Raw genomic sequence first — 24,937 nt, 5'->3', positions numbered from 1 at the left:
GCCCTGCCGCCGCGCGCCGTCACATCGCGTACCGGGTGTCCATCACCTGGTCGTCGGTCACCTCGGCGCCCGGCGCCCAGGCCTCGTAGACGCCGCGTTCCTGGCACTGGGCGCCGGTGCCGAGCACCGCGTCCGGGTTCGGGTAGCGCAGCCGCATCCGCAGCCAGCCCGCCTCCTCCCGCAGCACCAGACACGGCACCCCCCGCCACTGGGCGAACCGGACCCGGCGGGCCACCGCGTCCACCGGGTAACGGGCCGCCCGGGTCATCGCCAGCACGCGGAACCCGCCGGGCAGGTCGGCGACCGCCTCGTACTCGTTGTCGCCGTACGTGCCGACCAGTTGGGTGGAGCGGGGCACGTCGGCGTTCGGCACGTACTCCTGATCGGGGGAGAGACCCGGCACCGCGGCCAACAGGTGCCGCCACTGCGGACCCACCATCCGCAGCCACCCGCGCTGCTCGGCCTGGTAGGTGTACAGCACCACCTCCACCCCCTCCGCCGGGTAGGCGATGAGGGCGGCGTTCGCCGGCATCGGCAGGTCGGCGAAGTCCCTGGTGATGAACTCCGGGATGAGCTGACCGTTGCTGGGCGTGAAGCCGGTGCCCAGCACGGGAGCGCCGACCCGGTCCCGCGAGGCCAGCGCGGTCAGGCCCCGGTGCGCGGGCCCGGCCGGCACGTCGTAGTCACCACTGTCGGACGCGCGCCAGCGCAACACGTACGCCACGTCCGGGCCGTCCCGGCCAGCGTCACCATCGGTACGCAGCACCTTCGTCGTCACCGGCGTACGCAGGTGCGCCACATCGTGCTCGCGGTAGCAGAAGCCGTGCGGCAGCCAACCCCGCAGGTGACCGGCGACCTGCTGGGCCGAGAGCACCTTCACCATCCGGGTGCCCCGCCGGACCACCGCCGACGCGCGCGCCATCGCCAGCACCGGGTCGCCCGCCGCCGCCGGCTGCTGGCTGAGCTGGTGCAGGTACGCCCAACCCCGCTCGCGATGGGCGGGCATCAGCAGCGGCGTCTCCGGCTCGTCGGCCGGTTCCGTCGCCCCGTGCACCGCTGTCACCTCGGTGACGTGCACGAAACGCCGCCACGGCAGGGCGCTGCCCGGGCGGGGCGCCCACTCGAAGCCGGCCACCTCGTCGGCGCTGAACAACTCGTACGCGGCACCTCGGGCGATCTCCTCGGCCGGGTACACGGCGCCGCCGAACGCCACGTGCAGTCCGGTCCGTTCGCTGGCCGTGCCGCCGGCCTGGGGGGTGACGCTCATGCCGTCGCCTCCCTGCTCGCTGGGATGGGGTCCGCACGCTGTCGCGTCCGCTCGTTGGCGACCGTAGAGTCGCGCGGCGTAGCCGAGGTGAACGTCGGGTGGCGGGCAGATGGACAGCCCCGGTGTGTGATGCTGTCGCTGATGAGCGAGCCCAGAGAATCCCGCCGTGACCGTGCCGCCCGGCGGGCCGGAGAGTTCCCGCCAGCCCCCGAGTCGTTGCCCCGGGCGGTGCTGGACAGCCACACCCACCTGGACATCACCGTCAGCGAGGCCGGGGTGCCCGGCGGGCCGGCCGACGACCCGGTAGCCGTGGCCATCGCGGTGGCCACGAAGGTCGGCGTGGACCGGCTGGTCCAGGTGGGCGTGGACGTCGCCTCCTCCCGGTGGGGCGCGGACACCGCCGACCGGTATCCCGCCGTGCTGGCCACCGTGGCGCTGCACCCCAACGAGGCGCCCCGGCTCAGTGACCTCGACGAGGCGTTGCGGGAGATCGAGTCACTCGCCGCCCGCGATCGGGTCCGGGGGATCGGCGAGACCGGAATGGACTTCTTCCGCACCGGCGACGAGGGGCGGGCCGCGCAGGAGGAGAGTTTCCGGGCGCACATCGCCATCGCCAAGCGGTACGACAAGACGTTGGTCATCCACGACCGGGACGCGCACGCCGACGTGCTGCGGATCCTCGACGACGAGGGCGCCCCGGACCGGGTGGTGCTGCACTGCTTCTCCGGCGACGCCGACTTCGCCCGCGAGTGTGTCCGCCGCGGCTATCTGCTGAGCTTCGCCGGCACCGTCACCTTCGGCAGCGCGACGGCGCTGCGCGAGGCCGCCGCGCTCACCCCGGTGGACCAGATGCTCGTGGAGACCGACGCGCCGTACCTCACCCCGATGCCGTACCGCGGCCGGCCGAACGCGTCGTACCTGATTCCGCTCACCGTCCGGGCGCTCGCCGCGACCACCGGCAGCGACCTGGACGAGCTGTGCGCGGCCATCTCCGCCACCGGCGACCGGGTCTTCGGCCCGTGGTGAGCCCGGCCCGACGGTCGGCACCGACCCCGTCGCTACGCTGCCAGCCATGACCGGTCTCCTCGGCCCGGCGGAGATCCGGGAACTCGCCGCCCGGCTGGGCGTCGCGCCCACCAAGAAGCTCGGCCAGAACTTCGTGCACGACCCGAACACGGTGCGTCGGATCGTTACCGCCGCCGGCCTGACCCCCGACGACGTGGCACTGGAGGTCGGGCCCGGGCTCGGCTCGCTGACCCTGGGGCTGCTGCCGATCGCCGGGCACGTGCACGCCGTGGAGATCGACCCGGTGCTCGCCGGGGCGCTGCCGGAGACCGTCGCGCGGCACGCGGGGGCCGATGCCGCCCGGCTCACCGTGCACCGCGCGGACGCGCTGCGCATCACCGCCGCCGAGCTGGCCGACCCGCCGCCGACCGCGTTGGTGGCGAACCTGCCCTACAACGTCGCGGTGCCCGTGGTGCTGCACCTGCTCGCCGTGCTGCCCACCCTGCGGCACGGCCTGGTGATGGTGCAGAAGGAGGTCGCCGACCGGCTCGTCGCCGGTCCCGGCTCCAAGGTGTACGGCATTCCGTCGGTGAAGCTCGCCTGGTACGCCCAGGCCCGCGGTGCCGGCAAGGTGCCGCCGAACGTGTTCTGGCCGGTGCCCAACGTCGACTCCGGCCTGGTCGCCTTCACCTGTCACCAGCCGCCCCGCGCCGACGTACCCCGCGAGCGGGTCTTCGCCGTGGTGGACGCGGCGTTCGCGCAGCGCCGCAAGACGCTGCGGGCCGCGTTGGCCGGCTGGGCCGGTGGCCCGGACCGGGCCGCCGCGGCGCTCACCGCGGCCGGCGTCGACCCCGGCGCCCGTGGGGAGTCGCTGACCGTCGAGCAGTTCGCTGCCATCGCCGCGTCGGCTCCGGTCGGTACGCCGGCCGCGAAGTAGGCTGACGCCGTGCCCGCCGAGGAGGTGTACGAGTGACCGCGCAGCCGATCGCGCCCACCGCCCACGGGATGTGGAGTCCGGATCCCGTCCGGCAACGGCTGGCCAACCACACCATCGAGGACGTGCTGGCCCTGCCCGACGACGCCCCCCGTGTCGAGCTACGTGACGGCGTCCTCGTCGTGGTCCCTTCCCCGACCTTTGGCCAGCAGCACATCGGCAACCTGTTGTGGATGTGGCTGCGGCAGCACGCTCCGGCCGAGTTGACGCCGGCCACCGCCGTCGGGGTGGCGATCAACTATCGGAACACTCTCGAACCCGACGTCGTCCTGCTGCGGCGTCCGGTGGCGGCCGACTACCACTACTTCGAGGCTGATCAAGTTGTGCTCGCCGTCGAAGTCGTCTCGCCCGGGACCCGTCGTCGGGACCGGCTGGAGAAGCCGGCCGACTACGCGGACGCCGGCATCCCGCACTACTGGCGGATCGAGCAGGACCCGCTGCACGTGTACGCGTACGAACTGGTCGGCGGCCGGTACGAGCTGGCCGCCGACTCCGCCGAGGAGCTGATCGTGGCCAAGCCGTTCGACATCCGCCTGCACCTGCGGGACATCACCCCGTGACCGAGGCCTGGCGACCGGACGACGAGGACGAGCGACGTGGGGCCGCCGGCCCGGTGCGGGTGCGGGTGCCCGCGAAGGTCAACCTGCACCTCGGGGTGGGCCCGCTGCGCCGGGACGGCTACCACGAGCTGAACACGGTCTACCACGCCATCTCCATCTACGACGAGCTGACCGCCCGGCGCGGCGACACGTTGGCGTTGACCATGGAGGGCGAGGGCACCGGCGAGCTGGCCCTGGACGACACCAACCTGATCATCCGTGCCGCGCACGCCCTCGCCGGGTACGCGGGTGTGCTGCCGCACGCCCGCCTGCACCTGCGCAAGCAGATCCCGCTCGCCGGTGGCCTGGCCGGTGGCAGCGCCGACGCGGCCGCCGCGCTGGTGGCCTGCGACGCGCTCTGGGGCACCGGGTTGTCCCGCGACGAGCTGGCCGGCATCGCCGCCGACCTCGGCTCCGACGTGCCGTTCCTGATCTACGGCGGCACCGCGCTGGGCACCGGCCGGGGCGAGGCGGTCAGCCCGGTGCTGGTCCGCCCCACCACGTGGCACTGGGTGGTGGCGATCGCCGACGGCGGTCTGTCCACCCCGGCCGCGTACCGGGAACTGGACCGGCTGCGCGACTCCGGTGCCGCCGGGGCCCCGCTGGGCAGCACCGACGCCCTGCTGGGCGCGTTGCGTCAGCGGGACCCACGGGTGCTCGCCCGGACGCTCGGCAACGACCTGCAGGACGCCGCACTGGCCATGCGCCCGACGCTGGCCGACACCCTCAAGGCCGGCGAGGCGGCCGGTGCGCTCACCGGCATCGTCTCCGGCTCCGGCCCGACCTGCGTGTTCCTCGCCGCCGACGCGGCCAGCGCGGAGCGGATCGCCGCCGAGCTGACCACCGCTGGCGTCTGCCGGCAGGCACGGGTCGCGCACGGTCCGGTCGCCGGCGCCCGGATCAGCTGACCACGCGTCCCGCGAGCGGCTGGCACGCGGCGCGGGCCTTCGGGGCGTCCGCGTACCCTGGGGAGAGGCGTCCAGGTGCCCGCCGGCACCGGGACGCCTTGACATTGAAGGGTGGAACGTGGCGAACATCGTCAATCTGGACCGGGTGTCCAAGGGGTACGGCGCCGCCGGGCGGCTGCTCACGGACGTCTCGCTCGGCCTGGACGACGCCGACCGGATCGGCGTGGTCGGCCTCAACGGCGCCGGCAAGTCCACCCTGCTGCGGCTGCTCACCAAGCAGGAGGACCCGGACGACGGCCGGGTGACGCACCGCCGCGACCTGCGGGTGCTGTGGCTGCCGCAGCAGCTCACCCTCGCCCCCGACGCCACCGTCCGGGACGTGGTGCTCGGCACCGCCTGGCTCGACGAGGGGATGGGCGCCGAGCACGAGTGGGCCGGCGACGCCGGGGTGCGCGCCATCCTCGACGGCCTCGGCATGCCGCACCTCGGCCTCGACCAGCCGGTCGGCCCGATGTCCGGCGGCGAGCGACGGCGGGTGGCGCTCGCCGCGCTGCTCGTCCGCGACTCCGACCTGCTCATCCTCGACGAGCCCACCAACCACCTGGACGTCGGCGGTGTCGACTGGCTGGCCCGGCACCTCACCGGCCGCAAGGGCGCCCTGGTCGTGGTCACCCACGACCGGTGGTTCCTGGACGCGGTCTGCACCACCACCTGGGAGGTCGCCGACCAGACGGTCCGCGCGTACGAGGGTGGCTTCGCCGCCTGGACCCTCGCCCGCGCCGAGCGGGAACGCGTCGCCGCCGCGACCGAGGCCCGCCGGCAGAACCTGCTCCGCAAGGAGATCGCCTGGCTGCGCCGTGGCCCACCGGCCCGTACCTCCAAGCCGCAGTTCCGCATCGACGCCGCGAACGCGTTGATCGCCGACGTGCCGCCGGCCCGCGACACCATGTCGTTGCAGCGGATGGCGGTGTCGCGCCTCGGCAAGCAGGTGTACGAGCTGGACAACGTCGAGCTGCACGCCGGGCCGAAGGAGATCCTGCGCGACGTCAGCTGGCTGGTCGGCCCCGGCGACCGGATCGCCATCCTCGGGGCCAACGGCGCCGGCAAGACCACTCTGCTGCGGATGCTCGCCGGCATCACCCGCCCCGACGGTGGCCGCCTCAACACCGGCTCCACGGTGCGGCCGGCGTTCCTCTCCCAGGAGCTTGCCGAGCTGCCCGGGCAGCTGCGGGTGCTGGAAGCGGTGGAGGAGGTCGCCCGCCGGGTGCAGCTCGGCGACCGGGAGGTCTCCGCCTCCCAGCTCGCCGAGGTGTTCGGCTTCGACGACCGGCGGCTCTGGACCCCGGTCAGTGACCTCTCCGGTGGGGAGCGCCGCCGGTTGCAGATGCTGCGGCTGCTGGCTGGCGAGCCCAACGTGCTGCTCTTCGACGAGCCCACCAACGACCTGGACACGGACACCCTCGCCGCGCTGGAGGACCTGCTCGACTCGTGGCCCGGCACGATCATCGTGGCCAGCCACGACCGGTACCTCATCGAGCGGGTCACCGACACGGCGTACGGGATGTTCGGTGACGGTCGGCTGGTGCACCTGCCGGGCGGTGTCGACGAGTATCTCGCCCGGACCGCCGAGCGGGCCGGGACCAGCCGCGCCGGTGGCACCCCGACCGCCGCGGCCACCGGGGCGACCGCGAGTGGCATGTCCGCCGCCGAGGTCCGGCAGGCCCGCAAGGAGCTGACCCGGTTGGAGCGGCAACTCGGCAAGCTCGACCAGCGGGAGACCACGCTGCTCGACCAGCTCGCGGCGGACGCCACCGACTACGCCCGGGTCGCCGAGTTGGACACCCAGCTCAAGGATCTGCGCGCCGAGCGGGAGCGGATCGAGGAGAGCTGGATGACGCTCGCCGAGGACCTGCCCGAGAGCTGACGGGCGGGGCACACCGGCGCGGCCCCCGTGTGCGGCGTCACACCGCCACATGCGAGACAATCGTCCGCGACACCTCACCTCACGGCGTTGGAGACACAGACATGGCCCACACCCCCGTCAACCACCCCGCGCGGCCGATCTACCGGGCGATCGGCGGGCTGACCGGTCTGTACCTGGTCGTCTTCGGGGTGCTCGGCATCATCGCGAGCACCGGCAACGAGATCCTCGCCCAGGACGACACCCGGGTCCTCGGTCAGGGCACCAACCTCGGCTTCTCGCTGCTCAGCGTGCTGCTCGGGATCGTCGTGCTGATCGGCACCGTGCTCGGCCGCAACATCGACGTGGCGATCAACCAGTGGCTGGCGTACGGCCTCATGGTGATCAGCCTGGCCGGTCTCGCGTTCATCCGGACCGACGCCAACATCTTCAACTTCAGCATCACCACCGTGATCGTGGTGATGACTGCCGCACTGGTGCTGCTGATGGTCGGCATGTACGGCAAGGTCGGCACGGAGGACGAGGCGGAGGCGTTCCAGAAGGCTCGGCTCGTTCTCTGATCCTGTCTGTGGTTGCTGCTCTTTGGTTGCGGCCGTGGGTTTTCGCCGGAGCCCGAGCTGCTCCGGGCGGTCAGGCTTGATCCCTGCGCAGCTCGGGCTCCGGCGAAAACCTGACCTGGTCCGGCCTTTCGGCGGACCCTGCCGGCATTGTGGTTCTGCGGACAGTCGGCGCTGCTCTGGGCGACAATTCCCCTGAAACGGTCACATCAGGGGGTCTGGGCATGCCGCATTTTCCGGTCAATCATCCGGCTCGGCCGCTCTACCGGGTCCTCTCCGGGCTGATCGGCGTCTACATCCTGGTATTCGGCGTCTGGGGCGTCGCCGAGACGATCGGCGACCCGCTCTTCGCCCGCAACAGCACCTGGGCCCTCGGACTCCGGACCAACCTGGCCTTCTCGCTCGCCTCGCTGATCTTCGGGGTCTTCCTGATCATCGGGGCCTCGCGGCGCACCAACCTCGGCCACTACATGAACCTCACCGCCGGTGTGGTGTTCCTGGTGACCAGCATCCTGATGATGTCGGTGCTGCAGACCGAGGCGAACTTCCTCAACTTCTCGATGTCGACGGTGGTCGTGTCGATGCTGTTCGGGCTGATCCTGCTCGGCACCGGCCTGTACGACAAGGTCGGCCCGCCGGAGTCCGCCGAGGCGGAGTTGGAGCACCGCAAGCACCCGGTGGCCGACGTGCACCGCCCCTGACCGGGGTCAGCCGCGCCGGGCGGTGATCAACGTCGGCTTCGCCTCCAGGTGCGACAACCCGTTCCAGGCGAGGTTGACGAGGTGCGCCGCCACCGTCTCCTTGCGCGGCTTGCGCACCTCCAGCCACCAACTGCCGGTCAGCGCGACCATGCCCACCAGGGCCTGCGAGTACAGCTCGGCGAGCTTGGGGTCGTACCCCCGGCTCTTGAACTCGGCGCCCAGGATGTGCTCGACCTGGTGCGCCACGTCGTTCATCACGCTGCTGAAGGTGCCCGTCGCGGACATCAGCGGCGACTCACGGACCAGCACCCGGAAGCCGCTGGTCTCCTCCTCGATGTAGCCCAGCAGGGCCAGCGCCGCCTGTTCCAGCAACTCCCGTGGATGCCCGGCGGTCAACGCCGTGGTGATCCGGTCCAGCAGGGCCCGGACCTCCCGGTCCACCACCACCGCGTAGAGCCCTTCCTTGCCGCCGAAGTGCTCGTAGACCACCGGCTTGGAGACCTTGGCGCGGGACGCCACCTCCTCGATGGAGGTGGCGTCGAAACCCCGCTCGGCGAAGAGTTGCCGGCCGGTCGCTATCAACTGCTCCCGCCGTTGGGCCGCCGACATGCGTACCCGAGAAGTGGTCTTCGGTTTTGGTGCCGGGGCCGGCGTCGCCCGCCGGCCCTCGGCACCATCCTTGTTCTCGGGCATATCGCCGCCTCGCTGGCGCTCGATGACGCCCTGCCGTGGGATGGTGTCTCCGCTGTGCCCGTTCACGTCGTCGCCTCACTGGCCGGCGGTCCGACCGCCCTGCCGCGCCGTCCGACCGAACCCGGGTCAGGGCCCGGCTGCCCGGTTGCCGAGTCGTCCGGTCCCCCCGCGTCGCTCGGTCATCCGAACATCCTGCCAGGCGGTGTCCACGAGCACCGCCCGGTTTCAGTGGGGTGCGACCGGCTTCACGAGCTTGGCGGCGATGCGTTCCGGCTTTGGCCAGCGCACCTGCGTCGCCGCGCCGATCTTCTCGAACAACCAGATCACGCGGGCGGAGATGTCCACCTGACCGCGCAGCACGCCGTGTCGGGCGCTGGTCGGGTCGGCGTGGTGCAGGTTGTGCCAGCTCTCGCCGAAGGACAGGATCGCCAGCGGCCAGAAGTTCGAGGCGCGGTCGCCCTGGCGCATCGCGAACGGACGCTCGCCGTAGACGTGGCACACCGAGTTGATCGCCCAGGTGACGTGGTGCAGGAGGCCGATCCGGACCAGCCCGGCCCAGAAGAACGCGGTCAGCGCACCCTGCCAGGACCAGGTCACCAGGCCGCCGATCAGCGCCGGGCCGAGCAGCGAGATGGCCACGAGCATCGGGAAGAGCCGGTCGACCCGGCTGATGTCCCGGTCGGCGATGAGGTCCGGTGCGAAACGGGCCCGGTTGGACAGCTCCCGGCGGAACAGCCAGCCCACGTGGGCGTGGAACAGGCCGCGGGTCAACGCCCAGAAGCTGGTGCCGAAGCGCCACGGCGAGTGCGGGTCACCCTCCAGGTCGGAGAAGGCGTGGTGCCGTCGGTGGTCGGCGACCCACTGAATGATCTCACCCTGCACCGCCAGTGAACCCGCGACGGCCAGAGTCACCCGCAGCCACCGCTTGGCCTTGAACGAGCCGTGGGTGAAGTAGCGGTGGAAACCGACGGTGATGCCGAGCCCGGAGACGACGTACCAGACCAGGCCGATGATCACGTCGGTCCAGCCCAGCCAGCCGCCCCAGGCCACCGGCACGGCGACCAGCAGGGCGACGAAGGGGATGACCACGAAAGCCCAGAGGGCGGCCAGGATGCCGGGGGACTGGCTGCCGTCGGTGAGTGGTTTGGGGCCGGGGCCAGCGGTGTGGGGATCGAGCAGAGCGGTGGACATGGGACCTCGCAGGGGGAAGATGACGATCACTAACTTACGCCTACGTCACCGTAACTTACGGCTCCGTAGATCGCACGGGGAAGTTTCGAATCACCCTCGCGAAACTGATCAAAGACGCAGGTCAGCCGAGGATTGTGGCGGGGTACGTGGGTACTCCGGCAGGCAGGCGGCCGGGGTGCGGGTCGGCCGCCCCGACGTGCCGAGCGGGTCGGTCGCCAGCCGTGCGGCGGGATGAGCGATGGCGCCCGGCGGCCGGGGCGCTAAGGTGTAGCGGCGGGATGTCCATCCCTCAAGCGACGTGCTCGCGTCGCTGATCGGCCGTGGTGTAATTGGCAACACCCGGGTCTTTGGTACCCGTATTTCAGGTTCGAACCCTGGCGGCCGAGCTGCACACCTAGGTCCGTTTTGGGGCCCAGTGGGGGTAAGCGGGGAAGGTGCCGGGCCGCGCGGCTAGCATGGCCGCAAGAGTGTCCGCCGTCCCGACGGGAGCCACATCGTGCCCCAGCCCCACCTCCGTACCGTCGTCGTGCTCGCCGCCGGTGAGGGCAAGCGGATGAAGTCGACACTGCCCAAGGTGCTGCACCCCCTGCTCGGTCGCACGCTGCTCGGTCACGTGCTGAGCGCCGCCGCCCCGCTGGGCGCGGACCGCACCGTCGTCGTGGTGGGACACGGCGCCGACCAGGTCCGGGCGCACCTGTCCGAGGTCGCCCCGGACGCCACGCCGGTGCTCCAGGCCGAGCAGCTCGGGACCGGGCACGCCGTCCGCATCGCGCTGGACGCGGTGCCGGAGGGCGCCGGCACGGTCGTCGTGATCAACGGGGACGTGCCGCTGCTGCGACCCGAGACCGTCGGCGCGCTGGTGACCGCGCACGAGGAAGCCGCCGCGGCGGCCACCGTGCTGGCCGCCGAGGTGCCCGACCCCACCGGCCTCGGCCGGATCGTCCGGGACGCCGACGGCCGCCTGGAGCAGATCGTCGAGGAACGTGACGCCGACGCGACGCAGCGCGCGATCCGGGAGATCAACGCCGGCATCTACGCGTTCGACGCGGTGCGGCTGCGCGAGGCGCTGGGCAAGCTCTCCACCGACAACGACCAGGGCGAGGAATACCTCACGGACGTCTTCGGCCTGCTGCGCTCGGCCGGTGAGCCGGTGGCGGTGCACGTCGCCGTGGACCACGTCGAGACGTTGGGCTGCAACGACCGGGTGGAGCTGGCGTCGCTGCGCCGGCTGCTGCGCGACCGGATCAACGAGGCGTGGATGCGCACCGGGGTGAGCCTGCTCGACCCCGTCACCACCTGGATCGACGTGACCGTGGCGCTGGACCGCGACGCCGTGGTCGACCAGAACACCCAGTTGCGCGGCAGCACGGTGGTCGGCGCGAGCGCGGTGATCGGCCCGGACGTCACCCTGATCGACACGGTCGTCGGCCCGGGCGCGTCGGTGATCCGCAGTCACGCCGACGGCGCCGAGGTGGGCGCGGGCGCCACCGTCGGGCCGTACGCGTACCTGCGGCCGGCCGCCCGACTGGCCGAGAAGTCGAAGGTCGGCACGTTCGTCGAGGTGAAGAACACCGAGATCGGTCCGGGTGCGAAGGTTCCGCACCTCAGCTACGTCGGTGACGCCACGATCGGCGCGAAGGCCAACATCGGCGCGGCGACCATCTTCGTGAACTACGACGGGGTGAACAAGAACCGCACGATCGTCGGTGAGGGTGCCTTCGTCGGCTGCGACACGAGCCTGATCGCGCCGGTCGAGGTCGGTGCCGGCGCCTACGTGGCGGCGGGCAGCGCGATCGCGCAGGACGTCCCACCGGGCGCGCTCGGGGTCACCCGGGCACCGCAGCGCAACATCGAGGGCTGGGTGCAGCGCAAGCGCCCCGGAACGGTCTCCGCGGCGGCTGCCGAGCGGGCGCAACGCGCCGCCGAGGGTGCGTCGGGTGTGGCCGGTGCCGCAAGCGACAGTGAGGCAATGCACGGGGGAGCCAAGAGAGTGGGCGGCACATCCGGCCCGGGAGATACTGCAACCGAATAGTCCCTGACCCACCACCACCGGGTCGGGTACCGCCGACAAAACGGGAGCAGACGGGCCCATGGGCAGCATCGTCGCCGAAAACCGCAAAAGCCTGATGCTCTTTTCCGGACGTGGCTTTCCGGAGTTGGCCAAGGAGATCGGCGAGGTGCTCGGCGTCGCGCCGACTCCGGCCGACGCCTACGAGTTCGCCAACGGCGAGATCTTCGTACGCTTCAAGGACTCGGTACGTGGTTCGGACGCCTTCGTGGTGCAGTCCGTCACGCACGGGGTGAACACCTGGGTCATGGAGACCCTGATCATGGTCGACGCGCTGAAGCGGGGGTCGGCCAAGCGGATCACCGTGGTGCTGCCGTTCTACCCGTACGCCCGCCAGGACAAGAAGCACCGCGGCCGGGAGCCGATCTCGGCCCGCCTGGTGGCGGACCTGCTGAAGACCGCCGGCGCCAACCGCATCCTCACCGTCGACCTGCACACCGCGCAGATCCAGGGCTTCTTCGACGGCCCGGTGGACCACCTCTTCGCGATGGACATCCTGGCCGAGTACGTGGAGCACAAGTACGCTGGCCGGCCGATGACAGTGGTGGCACCGGACTCCGGCCGGGTGCGGGTGGCCGAGCGGTGGACCGACCGGCTGGGCGGCTGCCCGCTGGCGTTCATCCACAAGACCCGTGACCCGATGAAGCCGAACCAGGTCGTGGCGAACCGGGTGGTCGGTGAGGTCGAGGGTCGGGTCTGCCTGATCGTCGACGACATGATCGACACCGGGGGCACGATCGCCAAGGCCGCCGACATCCTCAAGGAGTCGGGTGCCGCGGAGATCGTTGTCGCGTCCACCCACGCGCTGCTGTCCGACCCGGCCACCGAGCGGCTGAAGAACAGCTCGATCAGCGAGATCGTGGTGACGAACACGCTGCCGCTCCCGCCGGAGAAGCAGTTGGACAAGCTCACCGTGCTGTCGATCGCGCCGCTGCTGGCGCGGGCGATCCGGGAGGTCTTCGACGACGGCTCGGTGACCACCCTCTTCGGTGGCCTGAGCTGACCCCGAGCCCCGTTTCCGCCACCTGACACGCTGGCGGGGCGGGGCTGGCAAACTGGCGGAAACGGGGCCGGCGCGCTGGTGGAAGCACCACCGGCGGGCCGGTCTTGAGCCGTGATCGGGGACTGCCGGAAACCCTGGAAACAGCTCGGGTAGACTGGTGCGGTTGCCACGGCGAGGGTGCCCGGCGGGCCGCTGAAAAGCGCCGCACGGAGGCACCGTCATCGACGCGGTGCTCCGGGCAGTCGTTCATGACGCATGAGCCCCAGCGAGCCCCTCGCCCCAGCACCGTTAGACGACAAGCCGCCGCAGCGAAAAGCATCAGGAGTTTCCCCGTGTCCGAGGTAAAGATCAGCGCCGAGCCCCGTACCGAGTTCGGCAAGGGTGGTGCCCGCCGTACCCGCCGGGCCGGCAAGGTGCCCGCCGTGCTGTACGGCCACGGCGAGAAGCCCAAGCACATCGCGCTGCCGTCGCGGGAGTTCGCCGCGGCGATCCGCAAGGGCGGTGCCAACCAGCTCTTCGCGATCGACATCACCGACGGCACCCAGGTGCTGGCGCTGCCGAAGGCGATCCAGCGTGACCCGATCCGCGACACCTTCGAGCACGTCGACCTGATCCTGGTCCGCCGGGGCGAGAAGGTCACCGTCGAGGTCCCGGTCCAGCTGACCGGTGAGGCCGCCCGGGACACCCTGATCGTGCACGACCACGACACCCTCTCGGTGACCGCGGACGCCACCAAGGTCCCCGACCACCTCGAGGCCTCGATCGAGGGCCTGGAGGCGGGCAGCCAGGTGACCGCCAGCGACGTCCAGCTGCCGGCCGGCGTCGAGCTGGCTGCCGACTCGGAGATGACCGTCGCCTCGGTGACCGCCGCCCCGACCGCCGAGCAGCTCGAGGCGACGCTGCCCGAGGTCGAGGTTGCCACCGACGAGGCCGAGGCCGAGGTCGGCGAGACCACCGAGGGCTCCGAGGGCGCGGACGCCGCCCCGGCCGCCGAGGGCGACGAGAACGCCGAGGCGCGCACCGAGGCCTGATCGGTTCAAGCTCTGCGACAGGCGTCCCCGGATGTTCGGGGGCGCCTGTCGGCATATCGGGAGTCGCTGGGATGGGCGTCGGAAGGGACGGGTCGTGACGGACGAGGCGGGGCCGTGGCTGGTGGTCGGCCTGGGCAACCCCGGTCGGGAGTACGCCGGGAACCGGCACAACGTCGGGTTCATGGTGGCCGACCTGCTGGCCGGTCGGGTGGGTGCCCGCTTCGGCCGGCACAAGCGGGCGGTGGCCGAGGTGGCCGAGGCGCGACTCGGGTTCGGTGGGCCGAAGCTGGTGCTGGTCAAGCCACTGACGTACATGAACCTTTCCGGTGGGCCGGTCGCGGCGCTGGCCCAGTTCTACAAGGTGCCGACGACGCAGGTGATCGCGGTGCACGACGAGCTGGACATCGGGTTCGGTCAGGTGCGGGTCAAGTTCGGCGGCGGTGAGGGCGGGCACAACGGCCTGCGCTCGATGTCGAAGTCCCTGGGGACGAAGGACTACGCCCGGGTGCGGTTCGGCGTCGGTCGACCGCCGGGGCGGCAGGACCCGGCGGATTATGTGCTGTCGGATTTCGGCACGGCAGAACGCAAGGAGCTGGATTTCCTGGTGGACCGGGCCGCCGACGTGGTGGAGTCGGTGATCACCAAGGGCGTGGAGCCGACGCAGAACCTCTACCACGGCAGCTGAGCCGGGCGGGGCGTACCGACTCGGAAACGACGGCCCGGTAGTCTGCGCCTTTCGGCGTGCCGCGACCGGCGACGCGAGTCGCGGCGGATCGGCCCGTGCGGGCAGCGCGGCGAGGCGACGGGAGCGGGCAGATGAGCAGTCCTCCGATGATCGATGGCGCGTTCGCCCGATGGTTGGCGTCCCGGGCCGGGCAGGCGCTGCTCGACCTGCGCACCGAGATGGGTTTCGCCGACACCGGCGCGCTGAAGTCGGCCGGGGACAAGGTGTCGCACGACCTGATCCGCACGGAGTTGGCGAAGTGGCGTCCGGGTGACGCGGTGCTCTCCGAGGAGGACGAGGGGTCGCGGTTGGCCTGGGCCGCGGAGGTGAACACCGGGGCGGTGTCGCGGTTGACCGCGGACCGGGTGTGGATCGTCGACCCGTTGGACGGCACCCGGGAGTTCTCCGAGGAGGGCCGCTCGGACTGGGCGGTGCACGTGGCACTCTGGGCACGCAACGCGCCGAGTCCGCACGGGCTGGTCGCCGGGGCGGTGGGGTTGCCGGCGCAGCACCGGGTGCTGGGCACCGACTACCCGCCGGCGTACCCGCCGATGACAGTGGAGGCGGCGACCGCCGGCGAGCGGAAGATCCGCCTCGCGGCGAGCCGGAGCCGGCCGCCGGTCTTCCTGACCGACCTGGCCGAGGACGTCGGCGCGCACCTGGTGCCGATGGGTTCGGCCGGAGCGAAAATCGCCGCCGTGGTCACCGGCGAGGTGGACGCGTACATCCATGCAGGTGGGCAGTACGAGTGGGACTCGGCGGCCCCGGTCGCTGTGGCGACGGCCACCGGACTGCACGCTTCCCGGATCGACGGTTCTGCGCTGAAATACAACGAGGCGGATCCGCGACTGCCCGACCTCCTGGTCTGTCGCAAGGATCTCGCCACCCGGTTGCTTGCAGCGCTGCAGAAACATTCCGGGTAGCCTGAGCGCACTTTCTTGACATGCCCGACCGGAAAGGTCTGGAAATCGGATGAGCGAGCGAATCGAGCCGGTGTCATGACCACCCCCGCGGCGTACCAGGTCTCCCACCTGGACGCCCTCGAAGCGGAGAGCATCTTCGTGATGCGCGAGGTGGTCGCCGAGATGGAACGGCCGGTGCTGCTCTTCTCCGGTGGCAAGGACTCGATCGTCATGCTGCGGCTGGCGCAGAAGGCGTTCGCCCCGGCCAACGTCCCCTTCCCGGTCATGCACGTCGACACCGGGCACAACTTCCCCGAGGTCCTGGAATACCGCGACCAGCGGGTCGCCGAGCTGGGGTTGCAACTCGTCGTGGCGAGCGTGCCGGAGGCCCTGGCCAGCGGCATGGTCCGGGAGTCCGCCGACGGCATGCGCAACCGGATCCAGACGCCGGTGCTGCTGGACGCGGTGGAGAAGCACCGCTTCGACGCGCTGTTCGGTGGCGCCCGCCGGGACGAGGAGAAGGCCCGGGCGAAGGAACGGGTGTTCAGCTTCCGCGACGAGTTCGGTCAGTGGGACCCGAAGAACCAGCGGCCGGAGCTGTGGTCGCTGTACAACGGCCGGCACCACCCGGGCGAGTCGATCCGGGTCTTCCCACTGTCCAACTGGACCGAGCTGGACGTCTGGCACTACATCGCCCGGGAACGCATCCCGCTGCCGTCGATCTACTACGCGCACGAGCGCGAGGTGGTCGAACGGGACGGCATGTTCTACGCCGTCAACGAGTTCTTCCGCCCCCGCGCGGGTGAGGAGCGGTTCAAGGCCCAGGTGCGCTACCGCACCGTCGGCGACGCCTCCTGCACCGCCGCGGTCCGCTCCGATGCGGACACCGTGGAGAAGGTCATCGAGGAGGTGGCGGCCACCCGGATCACCGAGCGCGGTGCCACCCGTGGTGACGACCGGGTCAGTGAGGCCGCCATGGAGGACCGCAAGCGGGAGGGCTACTTCTGATGAGCACCGAGATCATGGCCTCCGCGGACGCGGATGGCCGGGCTGTTGCCGGGGCCGGGCCGGAGGCCCGGGCCATGGACCTGCTGCGGTTCGCCACCGCCGGCAGCGTCGACGACGGGAAGTCGACCCTGATCGGGCGACTGCTCTACGACACCAAGTCGCTCTTCACCGACCAGTTGGCGGCCGTGGAGGCGGTCAGCGCGGCCCGCGGCGACGAATACACCAACCTGGCGTTGCTCACCGACGGCCTGCGTGCCGAGCGGGAGCAGGGCATCACCATCGACGTGGCGTACCGCTACTTCGCCACCCCCCGGCGCAAGTTCATCATCGCCGACACCCCCGGCCACATCCAGTACACCCGCAACATGGTCACCGGAGCATCGACGGCGGACCTGGCGTTGATCCTGGTGGACGCGCGCAAGGGCCTGGTCGAGCAGTCCCGCCGGCACGCGTTCCTCTGCTCCCTGCTGCGGGTGCCGCACCTGGTCCTCTGTGTCAACAAGATGGACCTGGTCGACTGGTCGCAGGAGGTCTACGAGCGGATCGCCGACGAGTTCACCGCGTTCGCGGCGAAGCTCGACGTACCGGACCTGACCGTGGTGCCGGTCTCCGCGCTGCGTGGCGACAACATCGTGTCCCGGTCGGAGAACATGCAGTGGTACGAAGGCCCCTCGCTGCTGCACCACCTGGAGCGGGTGCACATCGCGAGCGACCGCAACCTGGTCGACGTCAGGTTCCCGGTGCAGTACGTGATCCGTCCGCAGTCCACCACCGTCACCGACTACCGCGGCTACGCCGGTCAGGTCGCCTCCGGGGTGCTGAAGCCGGGTGACGAGGTGATGGTGCTGCCCTCCGGCTTCACCAGCCGGATCGCCGCCGTGGAGACCGCCGACGGGCCGGTCGCGGAGGCGTTCCCGCCGATGTCGGTCACGGTACGACTGGCCGACGAGATCGACATCTCAAGAGGGGACCTGATCTGCCGGCCGAACAACGCGCCGGCGGTGGCCCAGGACATCGAGGCGATGGTCTGCTGGATGGACGAGACGGCCCCCCTGCGGGTTGGCGGTCGGTACGCGATCAAGCACACCACCCGGTCGGCTCGGGCGATCGTGCGCGGGCTGCACTACCGGCTGGACATCAACTCGCTGCACCGCGACGAGTCGGCCGACGAACTGCGGCTCAACGAGATCGGCCGGGTGCGGCTGCGCACGACGGTGCCGCTGCTGGCCGACGAGTACCGCCGCAACCGCACCACCGGCGGCTTCGTCATCATCGACGAGGCAACCAACCGTACGGTAGGCGCCGCCATGATCGTCGAAGCCAGCTAGCCCCTCTCGGCCCCCACCCCACCAACGGCCCACGAACGCCCGCGCTGTCGCGCCCGCGCGCCCGCCCCAAGATCGCGCTCGATCCATGAAGTAGTGGCCTCGCCCGCCGGGCGAGGCCACTACTTCCTTGAACAAGCACGATCTCCATCCCCCAGCCCAGCCCAGCCCAGCCCAGCCCGGTGATCAAGAAGTTTGCGTCAGGATGCGGGCTGAAAGTGACGCAAACTTCTTGATCAACCTGGGGGTGTGGGGTGTGGGGGTTAGGGGAGGCGGGTGGCGCCGGGGGAGGGGAGGACCGTCACGGTGGTGGGGGCGGTGAAACCCTGCGCCGCGTACGCGTCGGTCACGGCGGCGGCGACCTCGTCGGCGCGGTCGGCCTCGATCAGGGCGAGCACGCATCCGCCGAAGCCGCCACCGGTCATCCGGGCGCCCAGCGCGCCTGCCGCCAACGCCGCCTCGACAGCGGTGTCGATCTCCGGCACGGTGATCTCGAAGTCGTCGCGCATCGAGACGTGGGAGGCCGTCAGCAGCGGGCCGATGTCGCGGACCCGGGCGGCACGCAGCAGCGCCACCGTGTCGAGTACGCGCTGGTCCTCGGTGACCACGTGTCGGACGCGACGCCGGGTCTCCTCGTCGTCGAGCTGAGCCAACGCGGCGTCGAGCTGGTCGATGCCCACATCCCGCAGCGCGGCAACCCCGAGCGCGCTGGCGCCGGCCTCGCAGGAACGGCGGCGGGCCGCGTACTCCCCGTCGGCGTGGCGGTGCGGTGCCCGGCTGTCGATGACCAGCACGGCCAAGCCGGCAGCGTCCAGGTCGAACGGGATGTGCTCGACCGACTCGTCGCGGCAGTCGAGGAAGAGGGCGTGTCCGGCCCGGCAACGGATCGCCGCCGACTGGTCCATGATGCCGGTCGGCGCACCCACGTAGACGTTCTCTGCCCGCTGTGCCAGCCGGGGTTGCAGTTCCGGGGCCAGCTCCAGCCCGCCGAGGTCGAGCAGGGCAGCCAGTACGGCTGACTCCAGCGCGGCCGAGGAGGAGAGCCCGGAACCCAGCGGCACGTCGGAAGCGATCGCCAGCCGGGCACCCGGCACGGGATGACCCGCCTCGCGCAGCGACCAGACCACACCCGCGACGTACGCGCCCCAGCCGGTGACCCGGCCCGGCTCGGCGACGTCGTCCGCGCCGAAGGTGATCGTCTCGCCGGAGAGCTCGGACCAGACCGTCCAGTGCTCCCCGTCCTGCTGATCCGCGGCGACGACGGTACGCATCGGCAGGGCGAACGGCAGCACGAAGCCTTCGTTGTAGTCGGTGTGCTCGCCGATCAGGTTGACCCGGCCCGGGGCCGCCCAGCGCCCGGATGCCTGCCCGCCGAACTGTGCGGAGAAGCCGGCCGCGGCCCGCTCGGCGACATCATCGGCCGGATGGGTCACGGTGTCTCCCTTCGTTCGCGGCTGCGGGGCTCGCAGACCCGGCTCACTCCTCGCACTCACGGTTGTCTCCTTGTTCGCGGCTGCGGGGCTCGCAAACCCGGCTCACTCCTCGCACTCACTGTTGGCCCAGGATGTGCGTGCGGTAGAACGCCCAGGCATCCCCGACCATGTCGTGCAGGGTCGGCTTCTGCGGCACCCAGCCCAGCTCCTCGCGGGCCAGCGTGGACGACGCGACCAACTCGGCCGGGTCGCCCTCGCGGCGCGGGGCGACCTCGACGGGCAGTTGGTGCCCGGTGACCTCGCGGACCACGTCGACGACCTGCCGGTTGGTGAAGCCGTTGCCGTTGCCCAGGTTGTAGATCCGGTGTTGGCCGCTGGTGGCCGCGTCCAGCGCCAGCAGGTGCGCGCGGGCCAGATCGGCGACGTGGATGTAGTCGCGGACGCAGGTGCCGTCGACGGTGGGGTAGTCGTCCCCGAAGAGTTGGAGTTTCTCCCGCCGGCCGGCGGCGACGTCCAGCGCGATCGGGATCAGGTGCGTCTCCGGGTCGTGCCGCTCGCCGAGCGCGATGTCGCCGGCAAGGTGGGCGCCGGCCACGTTGAAGTAGCGCAGTGACACGGCGGCCAGCCCGTGCGCGATCGCCTCGGAGGTGAGTGCCATGTCGACGGCGAGTTTGGTGGCGCCGTACGTGTTGGTGGGCGCCTTCACCGCGTTTTCGGTGATGGGCAGCTCGGTGGGGTTGCCGTAGACGGCGGCGGTGGAGGAGAAGACCATCCGGGGCACCCCGGCCGCCCGGACGGCGTCGATCAGGGCGAGCGTGCCGACGGTGTTGTTCCGCCAGTACAACTCTGGCTTGATCATCGACTCGCCGGCGGCGATGAGGGCGGCGAAGTGCAGCACCCCGTCGAAGCCGGCGTCGGCGGTGATGACGCGGGCGGCGTCGTGGATGGACGCCTCGACGTGGGTGGCGTCCGGGGCGAGGGCTTCGCGGTGGCCGGTGCGGAGGTCGTCCAGGATGACCACCTGGTGGCCCGCGTCGAGCAGCATCCGGGTCACCACGCTCCCGATGAAGCCGGCGCCCCCGGTGACGAGCAGTTTCACGTCGTTGCCTCCTGCCTGGCCCGCCCGGGACGTGGCCCTTTGGGTGATCACACTAGGGCGGTGGCCGGCATCCTCGCCGACACCACCGGCAACCCATTCCATCATAATCTTTCACGATTAAACAGAGCCGAACATCTGTGGCCGCTCCGCCGGATGGCCGGTGCGGCGGGCCCACGGTGTCTACCATCTCTGTCATGCGGGAAGTGGCCCGTACCGGGCTCCGGCGACGCGCGCGGGCACACCCCCGCCGCGACCCCGGTCCGCTCGCCCGGGCCGTCGCCCGGGTGCTCGTCCGCGCGGCGGACGGTGCCACCCGACTCGTCACCGACCTGCTCGGGACCGGTCCGACGGCCGGCCGGGAGCGCATCTCGGAGGCCGATCTGCGGGACCTGGTCGCGGCGAACACGGTGCTCGACCCGGACGAGCGACGGATCATCGACGAGGTCCTGGTGGCCGGTGCCAGTCTGATCCGCGAGGTGATGATGCCGCGCACCGAGGTGGTCTTCCTGCCGGCGCGGCTGACCATCGGCGAAGCCGCCCGACTGGTCCGCGCCGAAACACACACCCGCTACCCGGTCACCGACGCCACCCACGACGACGTGATCGGCTTCGTACACCTCCGGGACGTGCTGCTGCGCCCGGACGCCGACCCGTGCCTCACCGTCGGTGAGCTGGCCCGGGAGGTGAAGCGGCTCCCCGGCAGCAAACGGGTGCTCGCCGCGCTGACCGAGATGCGGCGGGAGGGCCAGCACCTCGCGGTGGTGGTGGACGAGTACGGCGGCACGGCCGGGATCGTCACCCTGGAGGACCTCATCGAGGAGCTGGTCGGTGAGATCCACGACGAGTACGACGCCGCCCCGGACCCGGTGCACGCTGGCCTGCCCGCCGTGGTGGACGGTCGCCTCAACCTCGCTGACTTCGCCGAGCGGACCGGGGTGGCGCTACCCGCCGGCCCGTACGAGACGGTGGGTGGGTTCGTGATGGCCGCGCTGGGTCGGCTTCCGGTGACCGGCGACGAGGTGCCGGTGCCCGCTGAGCCCGCCGACGTCGGCGCTCCCGATCCGGCCGAGTTGCCGGCCGGCTGGCTGCTGCGGGTGCTCACGCTGGACGGCCGCCGGGTGGCCCAACTCGCCGTCTCCGCCGCGCGCGGCACCGAGCCGCGCCGCGAGTACGACGCTGTGCCGGCCTCGGCGGGCGGCTCGGAGTCGGCCGGGGAGGCGGTCGCCGGGCAGCACCGGCGGGTCACGGTCGGGTCGACGCACCGGGTTGGCGCGGGCGAAGCACGCGAGGTCAGCACCCCGGCATCGGCGGGCCGGAGCCGACCCGCCGGCCCGTCATGACGGACCGGGTTGCTTGCTGACAGAATTATCGCCATGTCCGACGTTCCCGCCCGGCCCCGCGTCTTCTCCGGCATCCAGCCGACAGCCGACTCGTTCCACCTCGGCAACTATCTGGGCGCGGTGCGGCACTGGGTAGCCCTGCAGGACACCCACGACGCGTTCTACTGCGTCGTGGACCTGCACGCCATCACCGCGGGGCACGACCCGGCGCTGCTGCGCCAGCGGACCCGGGTGGCCGCGGCCCAGCTCTTCGCGGTCGGGCTGGACCCGGAACGCAGCACCCTGTTCGTCCAGTCGCAGGTGCCCGAGCACCCGCAGCTGGCCTGGGTGCTCGGCTGCATCACCGGCTTCGGCGAGGCCAGCCGGATGACCCAGTTCAAGGACAAGTCGCAGAAGCAGGGTAACGAGCGGGCCAGCGTCGGGCTGTTCACCTATCCGGTCCTCCAGGCCGCCGACATCCTGCTCTACCAGGCCAACGCGGTTCCGGTCGGCGAGGACCAGCGCCAGCACCTGGAGCTCTCCCGGGATCTGGCCCAGCGGTTCAACTCGCTGTTCGGCGCCACGTTCACGGTGCCCGCGCCACACATCGTCAAGGACACTGCCAAGATCACCGATCTGCAGGACCCGACCGCGAAGATGTCGAAGTCGTCGTCCTCGCCGGCCGGCATCATCGACCTGCTCGAAGATCCGGCCCGGTCCGCGAAGAAGATCCGTTCGGCGGTGACCGACACCGGCCGGGAGATCGTCTTCGACGCCGAGACCAAGCCGGGCGTGTCCAACCTGTTGACCATCCACTCGGCGCTCAGCGGCCGCAGCATCGACGAGTTGGTGGCCGCGTTCGCGGGCCGAGGCTACGGCGACCTGAAGAAGGAGCTGGCCGAGGTCGTGACGGACTTCGTCCGGCCGATCCAGGAGCGCACCCGCACCTACCTGGACGATCCGGCGCAGTTGGACAAGCTGCTCGCGGCCGGCGCGGAGAAGGCCCGCGCGGTGGCTGCGGCGACCCTGCGGTCCGCGTACGAGCGGGTCGGGTTCTTCCCGCCTGTGCGCGGCGAGTAGGTCCGCGGTACAGGTGGACGGGTCGGTGGTCGGAGGGGCGGCGCGAAGCGTGGATCGCAGTGGCGGGGTGCCGCCGACCGGCGACACCATCCAGATCGGCATCGCGGTGGACATCCCCGAGCCGTGGGGTGCCCAGCTCACCCGGCGACGGATCGAGGCCGGCGATCCGCTGGCGGTGCCCGCGCACGTGACGTTGCTCGGTCCCACCGAGATCCGCACGGCCAACCTGCCTGCGGTCGAGCGGCACCTGGCCGCCGTCGCCGCCGCGCACCTGCCGTTCACGCTGCACCTGCGGGGCACCGGCACGTTCCGTCCGGTCACCCAGGTGGTGTTCGTCGCGGTGGCCGCCGGGATCAGCGAGTGCGAGTTGCTGGCCGCGGCCATCGCCGCGACGCCCGGCCTGCACCGGGAGCTCCGATTCCCGTACCATCCGCACGTCACAGTGGCTCAGGACGTGGCACCGGAGGCCCTGGACAAGGTGTACGAGGATCTCGCCGACTTCTCCGCGGTGTTCGAGGTCGGCGCGTTCACCCTCTTCTCGCACAGCGGGCAGACCAGGTGGCAGCCACGCCGGGACTTCTGCCTCGGCGACTGAAGCGCGGCGACTGAAGCGCGGCGACTGAAGCGCGGCGACTGAAGCGCGGCGACGCGCCGGCCGGCGAGCAGGGGAAGCTGGTTGCCACTACAGCGGTGGGAGATCGGCGAGGATGATCGCGTGAACGTGATCGGCCGGATCGAGGCGGGCATCGACCGCTGGGTGAGCGGCGCGCGCCACCGGTCGAGCCTCTTCGACCACGTGTGGCGGGCCGGCGTGCTGTACGGCGAGGTGCTGGCCGGCCGGTTGGCCGCCGCCATCGCCTACTACGGCTTCTTCGCGGTGTTCGCCCTCGCCCTGGTCGCGTTCTCCGTCTTCGGCGCGATCCTGGAGGACAACGACGAGGTCAGCGCGGCGGCGGCCGACTTCCTCAAGGAGAATCTGCCGTTCCTGGACGCCGAGCAGATCGCCAACTCCAGCGGCACCGTCGGTGTGGTCGGCCTGGTCATCCTGGTTTTCACCGGGATCGGCTGGGTGGAGGCCATCCGATCCTCGCAGCGACTGATGTACCGGCTCAACCAGCAGCCGGGCAACCTGGTGGTGCGGCGGCTCGTCGACCTGGGCGTGATGATCGGCGTCTTCGTGCTGCTCGGCGTGTCGGTCGCGGCGGTCGACGCGTTGGAGTCGCTGCTGCGTTTCCTGCTCCGCAGCACCGGCTCGGTCGGTCTGACCACGATCAGCGCGGTGCTCAGCGTGCTGGTCAACACCGTGCTCGCCACCGCGTTGCTGCTCGCCGTGCCCCGGCTGCGGATGAGCCGCTCCCGGCTGCGCCCGGTGGTGTTGCTGGTGGCGATCGGTATCACCCTGCTGAACACGGTCGGGCGATACTACGTGGTGCGGACCGAGCGGAATCCGGCGTACACCGTGGTGGCCGGTGCCGTCGGTCTGCTGCTCTACCTCTACCTGCTCAACCAGTTGGTGCTGTTCGGCGCGGCGCTCCTCGCGACCAGCACCACCGGTCGGGTCGTGGATCTCGCGGAGACCCCGGCGCCGCCGAAGGATGTCGACGAGGGCATCGACCCCGGTACGCCGGGCGGGGCGGGCTGATGACGGAAGGCGGGCAGGTGCTGATCTCGGTCGATGCGGACTTGCCGGTGCCCCCGTACGAGCAGGTGCGGGTGCAGCTGGCCGAGCTGATCGGCGACGGCCGGTTGCCGGTCGGCACTCGGCTGCCGACCGTCCGGCAGCTCGCCGCTGACCTGCGGTTGGCAGCGAACACGGTGGCTCGCGCCTACCGCGAGTTGGAGACGGCCGGGCTGTTGGAGACCCGGGGACGCAATGGCACCTTCGTCGCTCCGGGGCGGGACGACGCCGTCGACCGTCTCCAGCGGGCGGCGGCCGGCTACGCGGCGGAGGCGGCTCGGCTCGGTGTGCCCCCGGCCACGGCGCTCGCCCTGGTCCGCGCCGCTCTGGACGCTGTCCGTCCCGGCTGACCGGCCGGCCAACACGGCCGTCGAGACAGCCGCCGAACGACCACCGAACGAGCGCGGGAGGGCCACCGGACGAGCGCCGGA

The 24,937-nt window shown here is 71.3% G+C and carries 23 protein-coding genes, 1 tRNA gene and 1 pseudogene; 20 read left to right on the top strand and 5 right to left on the bottom strand.

Annotated elements, in window-relative coordinates:
• Positions 1 to 19: 19 nt before the first annotated feature.
• Entirely contained in the window at positions 20 to 1,267 is a 1,248-nt protein-coding gene (locus tag IF22_RS0105495; protein ID WP_030329130.1) for a hypothetical protein, read from the bottom strand.
• Positions 1,268 to 1,396: 129 nt separating this feature from the next.
• Here IF22_RS0105495 and IF22_RS0105490 point away from each other — a divergent pair, with 129 nt between their 5' ends.
• The 7 genes from IF22_RS0105490 (at position 1,397) to IF22_RS0105460 (ending at position 7,952) form a co-directional block, all read left to right on the top strand.
• Positions 1,397 to 2,293: a TatD family hydrolase gene (locus IF22_RS0105490; protein ID WP_030329128.1), complete on the top strand. Its 897-nt coding sequence runs from the start codon at positions 1,397 to 1,399 to the stop codon at positions 2,291 to 2,293.
• A 46-nt stretch (positions 2,294 to 2,339) separates the two neighbouring features.
• Positions 2,340 to 3,209, top strand: a complete 870-nt coding sequence (gene rsmA / locus IF22_RS0105485; protein ID WP_030329126.1) for a 16S rRNA (adenine(1518)-N(6)/adenine(1519)-N(6))-dimethyltransferase RsmA — start codon at positions 2,340 to 2,342, stop codon at positions 3,207 to 3,209.
• 32 nt (positions 3,210 to 3,241) lie between these two features.
• Positions 3,242 to 3,826, top strand: coding sequence for a Uma2 family endonuclease (locus IF22_RS0105480; protein WP_030329123.1), 585 nt, complete (start codon positions 3,242 to 3,244; stop codon positions 3,824 to 3,826).
• Entirely contained in the window at positions 3,823 to 4,773 is a 951-nt protein-coding gene (locus tag IF22_RS0105475) for a 4-(cytidine 5'-diphospho)-2-C-methyl-D-erythritol kinase (protein ID WP_030329121.1), read from the top strand. The genes IF22_RS0105480 and IF22_RS0105475 overlap by 4 nt, the downstream gene beginning before the upstream one ends.
• Before the next feature lie 118 nt (positions 4,774 to 4,891).
• Entirely contained in the window at positions 4,892 to 6,697 is a 1,806-nt protein-coding gene (locus IF22_RS0105470; protein ID WP_030329119.1) for an ABC-F family ATP-binding cassette domain-containing protein, read from the top strand.
• Between the two features lie 101 nt (positions 6,698 to 6,798).
• The gene (locus IF22_RS0105465) at positions 6,799 to 7,254 is read left to right on the top strand and encodes a DUF4383 domain-containing protein (protein ID WP_030329117.1); all 456 of its coding nucleotides are present in this window, start codon (positions 6,799 to 6,801) and stop codon (positions 7,252 to 7,254) included.
• A gap of 221 nt (positions 7,255 to 7,475) precedes the next feature.
• Positions 7,476 to 7,952, top strand: a complete 477-nt coding sequence (locus IF22_RS0105460; protein ID WP_030329115.1) for a DUF4383 domain-containing protein — start codon at positions 7,476 to 7,478, stop codon at positions 7,950 to 7,952.
• A 6-nt stretch (positions 7,953 to 7,958) separates the two neighbouring features.
• Here the strand turns inward: IF22_RS0105460 and IF22_RS0105455 are convergent, their stop codons facing one another.
• Positions 7,959 to 8,645 carry a TetR/AcrR family transcriptional regulator gene (locus IF22_RS0105455; protein ID WP_030329113.1) on the bottom strand — a complete coding sequence of 229 codons (687 nt, stop codon included), beginning with the start codon at positions 8,643 to 8,645 and terminating at the stop codon, positions 7,959 to 7,961.
• Positions 8,646 to 8,870: 225 nt separating this feature from the next.
• On the bottom strand, positions 8,871 to 9,836 hold the full coding sequence (locus IF22_RS0105450) for an acyl-CoA desaturase (RefSeq protein WP_030329112.1): 966 nt from the start codon (positions 9,834 to 9,836) through the stop codon (positions 8,871 to 8,873).
• 314 nt (positions 9,837 to 10,150) lie between these two features.
• On the opposite strand from IF22_RS0105450, the gene IF22_RS0105445 reads away from it, so the two are divergent.
• The 8 genes from IF22_RS0105445 (at position 10,151) to IF22_RS0105410 (ending at position 17,900) form a co-directional block, all read left to right on the top strand.
• Positions 10,151 to 10,222 (top strand) — tRNA-Gln (locus IF22_RS0105445).
• A 110-nt stretch (positions 10,223 to 10,332) separates the two neighbouring features.
• Complete coding sequence (glmU, locus tag IF22_RS0105440; RefSeq protein ID WP_030329111.1) at positions 10,333 to 11,868, top strand: bifunctional UDP-N-acetylglucosamine diphosphorylase/glucosamine-1-phosphate N-acetyltransferase GlmU; 1,536 nt, start codon at positions 10,333 to 10,335, stop codon at positions 11,866 to 11,868.
• 58 nt (positions 11,869 to 11,926) lie between these two features.
• Positions 11,927 to 12,907 carry a ribose-phosphate diphosphokinase gene (locus IF22_RS0105435; protein ID WP_030329105.1) on the top strand — a complete coding sequence of 327 codons (981 nt, stop codon included), beginning with the start codon at positions 11,927 to 11,929 and terminating at the stop codon, positions 12,905 to 12,907.
• Positions 12,908 to 13,239: 332 nt separating this feature from the next.
• Positions 13,240 to 13,938 carry a 50S ribosomal protein L25/general stress protein Ctc gene (locus IF22_RS0105430; protein ID WP_030329103.1) on the top strand — a complete coding sequence of 233 codons (699 nt, stop codon included), beginning with the start codon at positions 13,240 to 13,242 and terminating at the stop codon, positions 13,936 to 13,938.
• A gap of 94 nt (positions 13,939 to 14,032) precedes the next feature.
• A complete protein-coding gene (pth, locus tag IF22_RS0105425) occupies positions 14,033 to 14,623 on the top strand; it encodes an aminoacyl-tRNA hydrolase (protein ID WP_030329100.1) in 591 nt (196 codons plus the stop codon).
• 131 nt (positions 14,624 to 14,754) lie between these two features.
• On the top strand, positions 14,755 to 15,585 hold the full coding sequence (locus IF22_RS0105420) for an inositol monophosphatase family protein (RefSeq protein ID WP_030329098.1): 831 nt from the start codon (positions 14,755 to 14,757) through the stop codon (positions 15,583 to 15,585).
• A 75-nt stretch (positions 15,586 to 15,660) separates the two neighbouring features.
• Positions 15,661 to 16,572 (top strand): sulfate adenylyltransferase subunit CysD, encoded by a 912-nt coding sequence (gene cysD / locus IF22_RS0105415; RefSeq protein WP_030329095.1) that lies wholly within the window; start codon positions 15,661 to 15,663, stop codon positions 16,570 to 16,572.
• Positions 16,572 to 17,900 carry a sulfate adenylyltransferase subunit 1 gene (locus tag IF22_RS0105410; RefSeq protein WP_030329093.1) on the top strand — a complete coding sequence of 443 codons (1,329 nt, stop codon included), beginning with the start codon at positions 16,572 to 16,574 and terminating at the stop codon, positions 17,898 to 17,900. Before cysD ends, IF22_RS0105410 begins: the two co-directional genes overlap by 1 nt.
• 260 nt (positions 17,901 to 18,160) lie before the next feature.
• Here the strand turns inward: IF22_RS0105410 and galK are convergent, their stop codons facing one another.
• Positions 18,161 to 19,330, bottom strand: coding sequence for a galactokinase (gene galK, locus IF22_RS0105405; protein ID WP_030329091.1), 1,170 nt, complete (start codon positions 19,328 to 19,330; stop codon positions 18,161 to 18,163).
• 115 nt (positions 19,331 to 19,445) lie between these two features.
• Positions 19,446 to 20,375 carry a UDP-glucose 4-epimerase GalE gene (gene galE / locus IF22_RS0105400; RefSeq protein ID WP_245233550.1) on the bottom strand — a complete coding sequence of 310 codons (930 nt, stop codon included), beginning with the start codon at positions 20,373 to 20,375 and terminating at the stop codon, positions 19,446 to 19,448.
• Positions 20,376 to 20,623: 248 nt separating this feature from the next.
• Here galE and IF22_RS0105395 point away from each other — a divergent pair.
• The 5 genes and pseudogenes from IF22_RS0105395 to IF22_RS0105375 form a co-directional block, all read left to right on the top strand.
• Positions 20,624 to 21,643 (top strand): annotated as a pseudogene (locus IF22_RS0105395) (hemolysin family protein); the annotation flags it as partial.
• Between the two features lie 159 nt (positions 21,644 to 21,802).
• Positions 21,803 to 22,828 carry a tryptophan--tRNA ligase gene (gene trpS / locus IF22_RS0105390; protein ID WP_030329086.1) on the top strand — a complete coding sequence of 342 codons (1,026 nt, stop codon included), beginning with the start codon at positions 21,803 to 21,805 and terminating at the stop codon, positions 22,826 to 22,828.
• A gap of 25 nt (positions 22,829 to 22,853) precedes the next feature.
• On the top strand, positions 22,854 to 23,423 hold the full coding sequence (locus IF22_RS0105385) for a 2'-5' RNA ligase family protein (protein ID WP_209444494.1): 570 nt from the start codon (positions 22,854 to 22,856) through the stop codon (positions 23,421 to 23,423).
• Positions 23,424 to 23,543: 120 nt separating this feature from the next.
• Positions 23,544 to 24,470 (top strand): YihY/virulence factor BrkB family protein, encoded by a 927-nt coding sequence (locus IF22_RS0105380; RefSeq protein ID WP_030329082.1) that lies wholly within the window; start codon positions 23,544 to 23,546, stop codon positions 24,468 to 24,470.
• The gene (locus IF22_RS0105375) at positions 24,470 to 24,856 is read left to right on the top strand and encodes a GntR family transcriptional regulator (RefSeq protein ID WP_036410852.1); all 387 of its coding nucleotides are present in this window, start codon (positions 24,470 to 24,472) and stop codon (positions 24,854 to 24,856) included. Before IF22_RS0105380 ends, IF22_RS0105375 begins: the two co-directional genes overlap by 1 nt.
• Positions 24,857 to 24,937 lie beyond the last annotated feature (81 nt).

The sequence above is a fragment of the Micromonospora parva genome (genome assembly GCF_000718515.1).
GTDB lineage: Bacteria > Actinomycetota > Actinomycetes > Mycobacteriales > Micromonosporaceae > Micromonospora > Micromonospora parva.
This window is presented reverse-complemented; position numbering and strand designations above follow the sequence as displayed.

Coding starts and splice junctions, on each gene's coding strand:
- IF22_RS0105495 (WP_030329130.1), bottom strand. CDS start 1,267: ATGAGCGTCACCCCCCAGGCCGGCGGCACGGCCAGCGAACGGACCGGA.
- IF22_RS0105490 (WP_030329128.1), top strand. CDS start 1,397: ATGCTGTCGCTGATGAGCGAGCCCAGAGAATCCCGCCGTGACCGTGCC.
- rsmA (WP_030329126.1), top strand. CDS start 2,340: ATGACCGGTCTCCTCGGCCCGGCGGAGATCCGGGAACTCGCCGCCCGG.
- IF22_RS0105465 (WP_030329117.1), top strand. CDS start 6,799: ATGGCCCACACCCCCGTCAACCACCCCGCGCGGCCGATCTACCGGGCG.
- IF22_RS0105460 (WP_030329115.1), top strand. CDS start 7,476: ATGCCGCATTTTCCGGTCAATCATCCGGCTCGGCCGCTCTACCGGGTC.
- IF22_RS0105455 (WP_030329113.1), bottom strand. CDS start 8,645: ATGCCCGAGAACAAGGATGGTGCCGAGGGCCGGCGGGCGACGCCGGCC.
- IF22_RS0105450 (WP_030329112.1), bottom strand. CDS start 9,836: ATGTCCACCGCTCTGCTCGATCCCCACACCGCTGGCCCCGGCCCCAAA.
- IF22_RS0105435 (WP_030329105.1), top strand. CDS start 11,927: ATGGGCAGCATCGTCGCCGAAAACCGCAAAAGCCTGATGCTCTTTTCC.
- IF22_RS0105420 (WP_030329098.1), top strand. CDS start 14,755: ATGAGCAGTCCTCCGATGATCGATGGCGCGTTCGCCCGATGGTTGGCG.
- cysD (WP_030329095.1), top strand. CDS start 15,661: ATGACCACCCCCGCGGCGTACCAGGTCTCCCACCTGGACGCCCTCGAA.
- IF22_RS0105410 (WP_030329093.1), top strand. CDS start 16,572: ATGAGCACCGAGATCATGGCCTCCGCGGACGCGGATGGCCGGGCTGTT.
- galE (WP_245233550.1), bottom strand. CDS start 20,375: ATGCTGCTCGACGCGGGCCACCAGGTGGTCATCCTGGACGACCTCCGC.
- trpS (WP_030329086.1), top strand. CDS start 21,803: ATGTCCGACGTTCCCGCCCGGCCCCGCGTCTTCTCCGGCATCCAGCCG.
- IF22_RS0105375 (WP_036410852.1), top strand. CDS start 24,470: ATGACGGAAGGCGGGCAGGTGCTGATCTCGGTCGATGCGGACTTGCCG.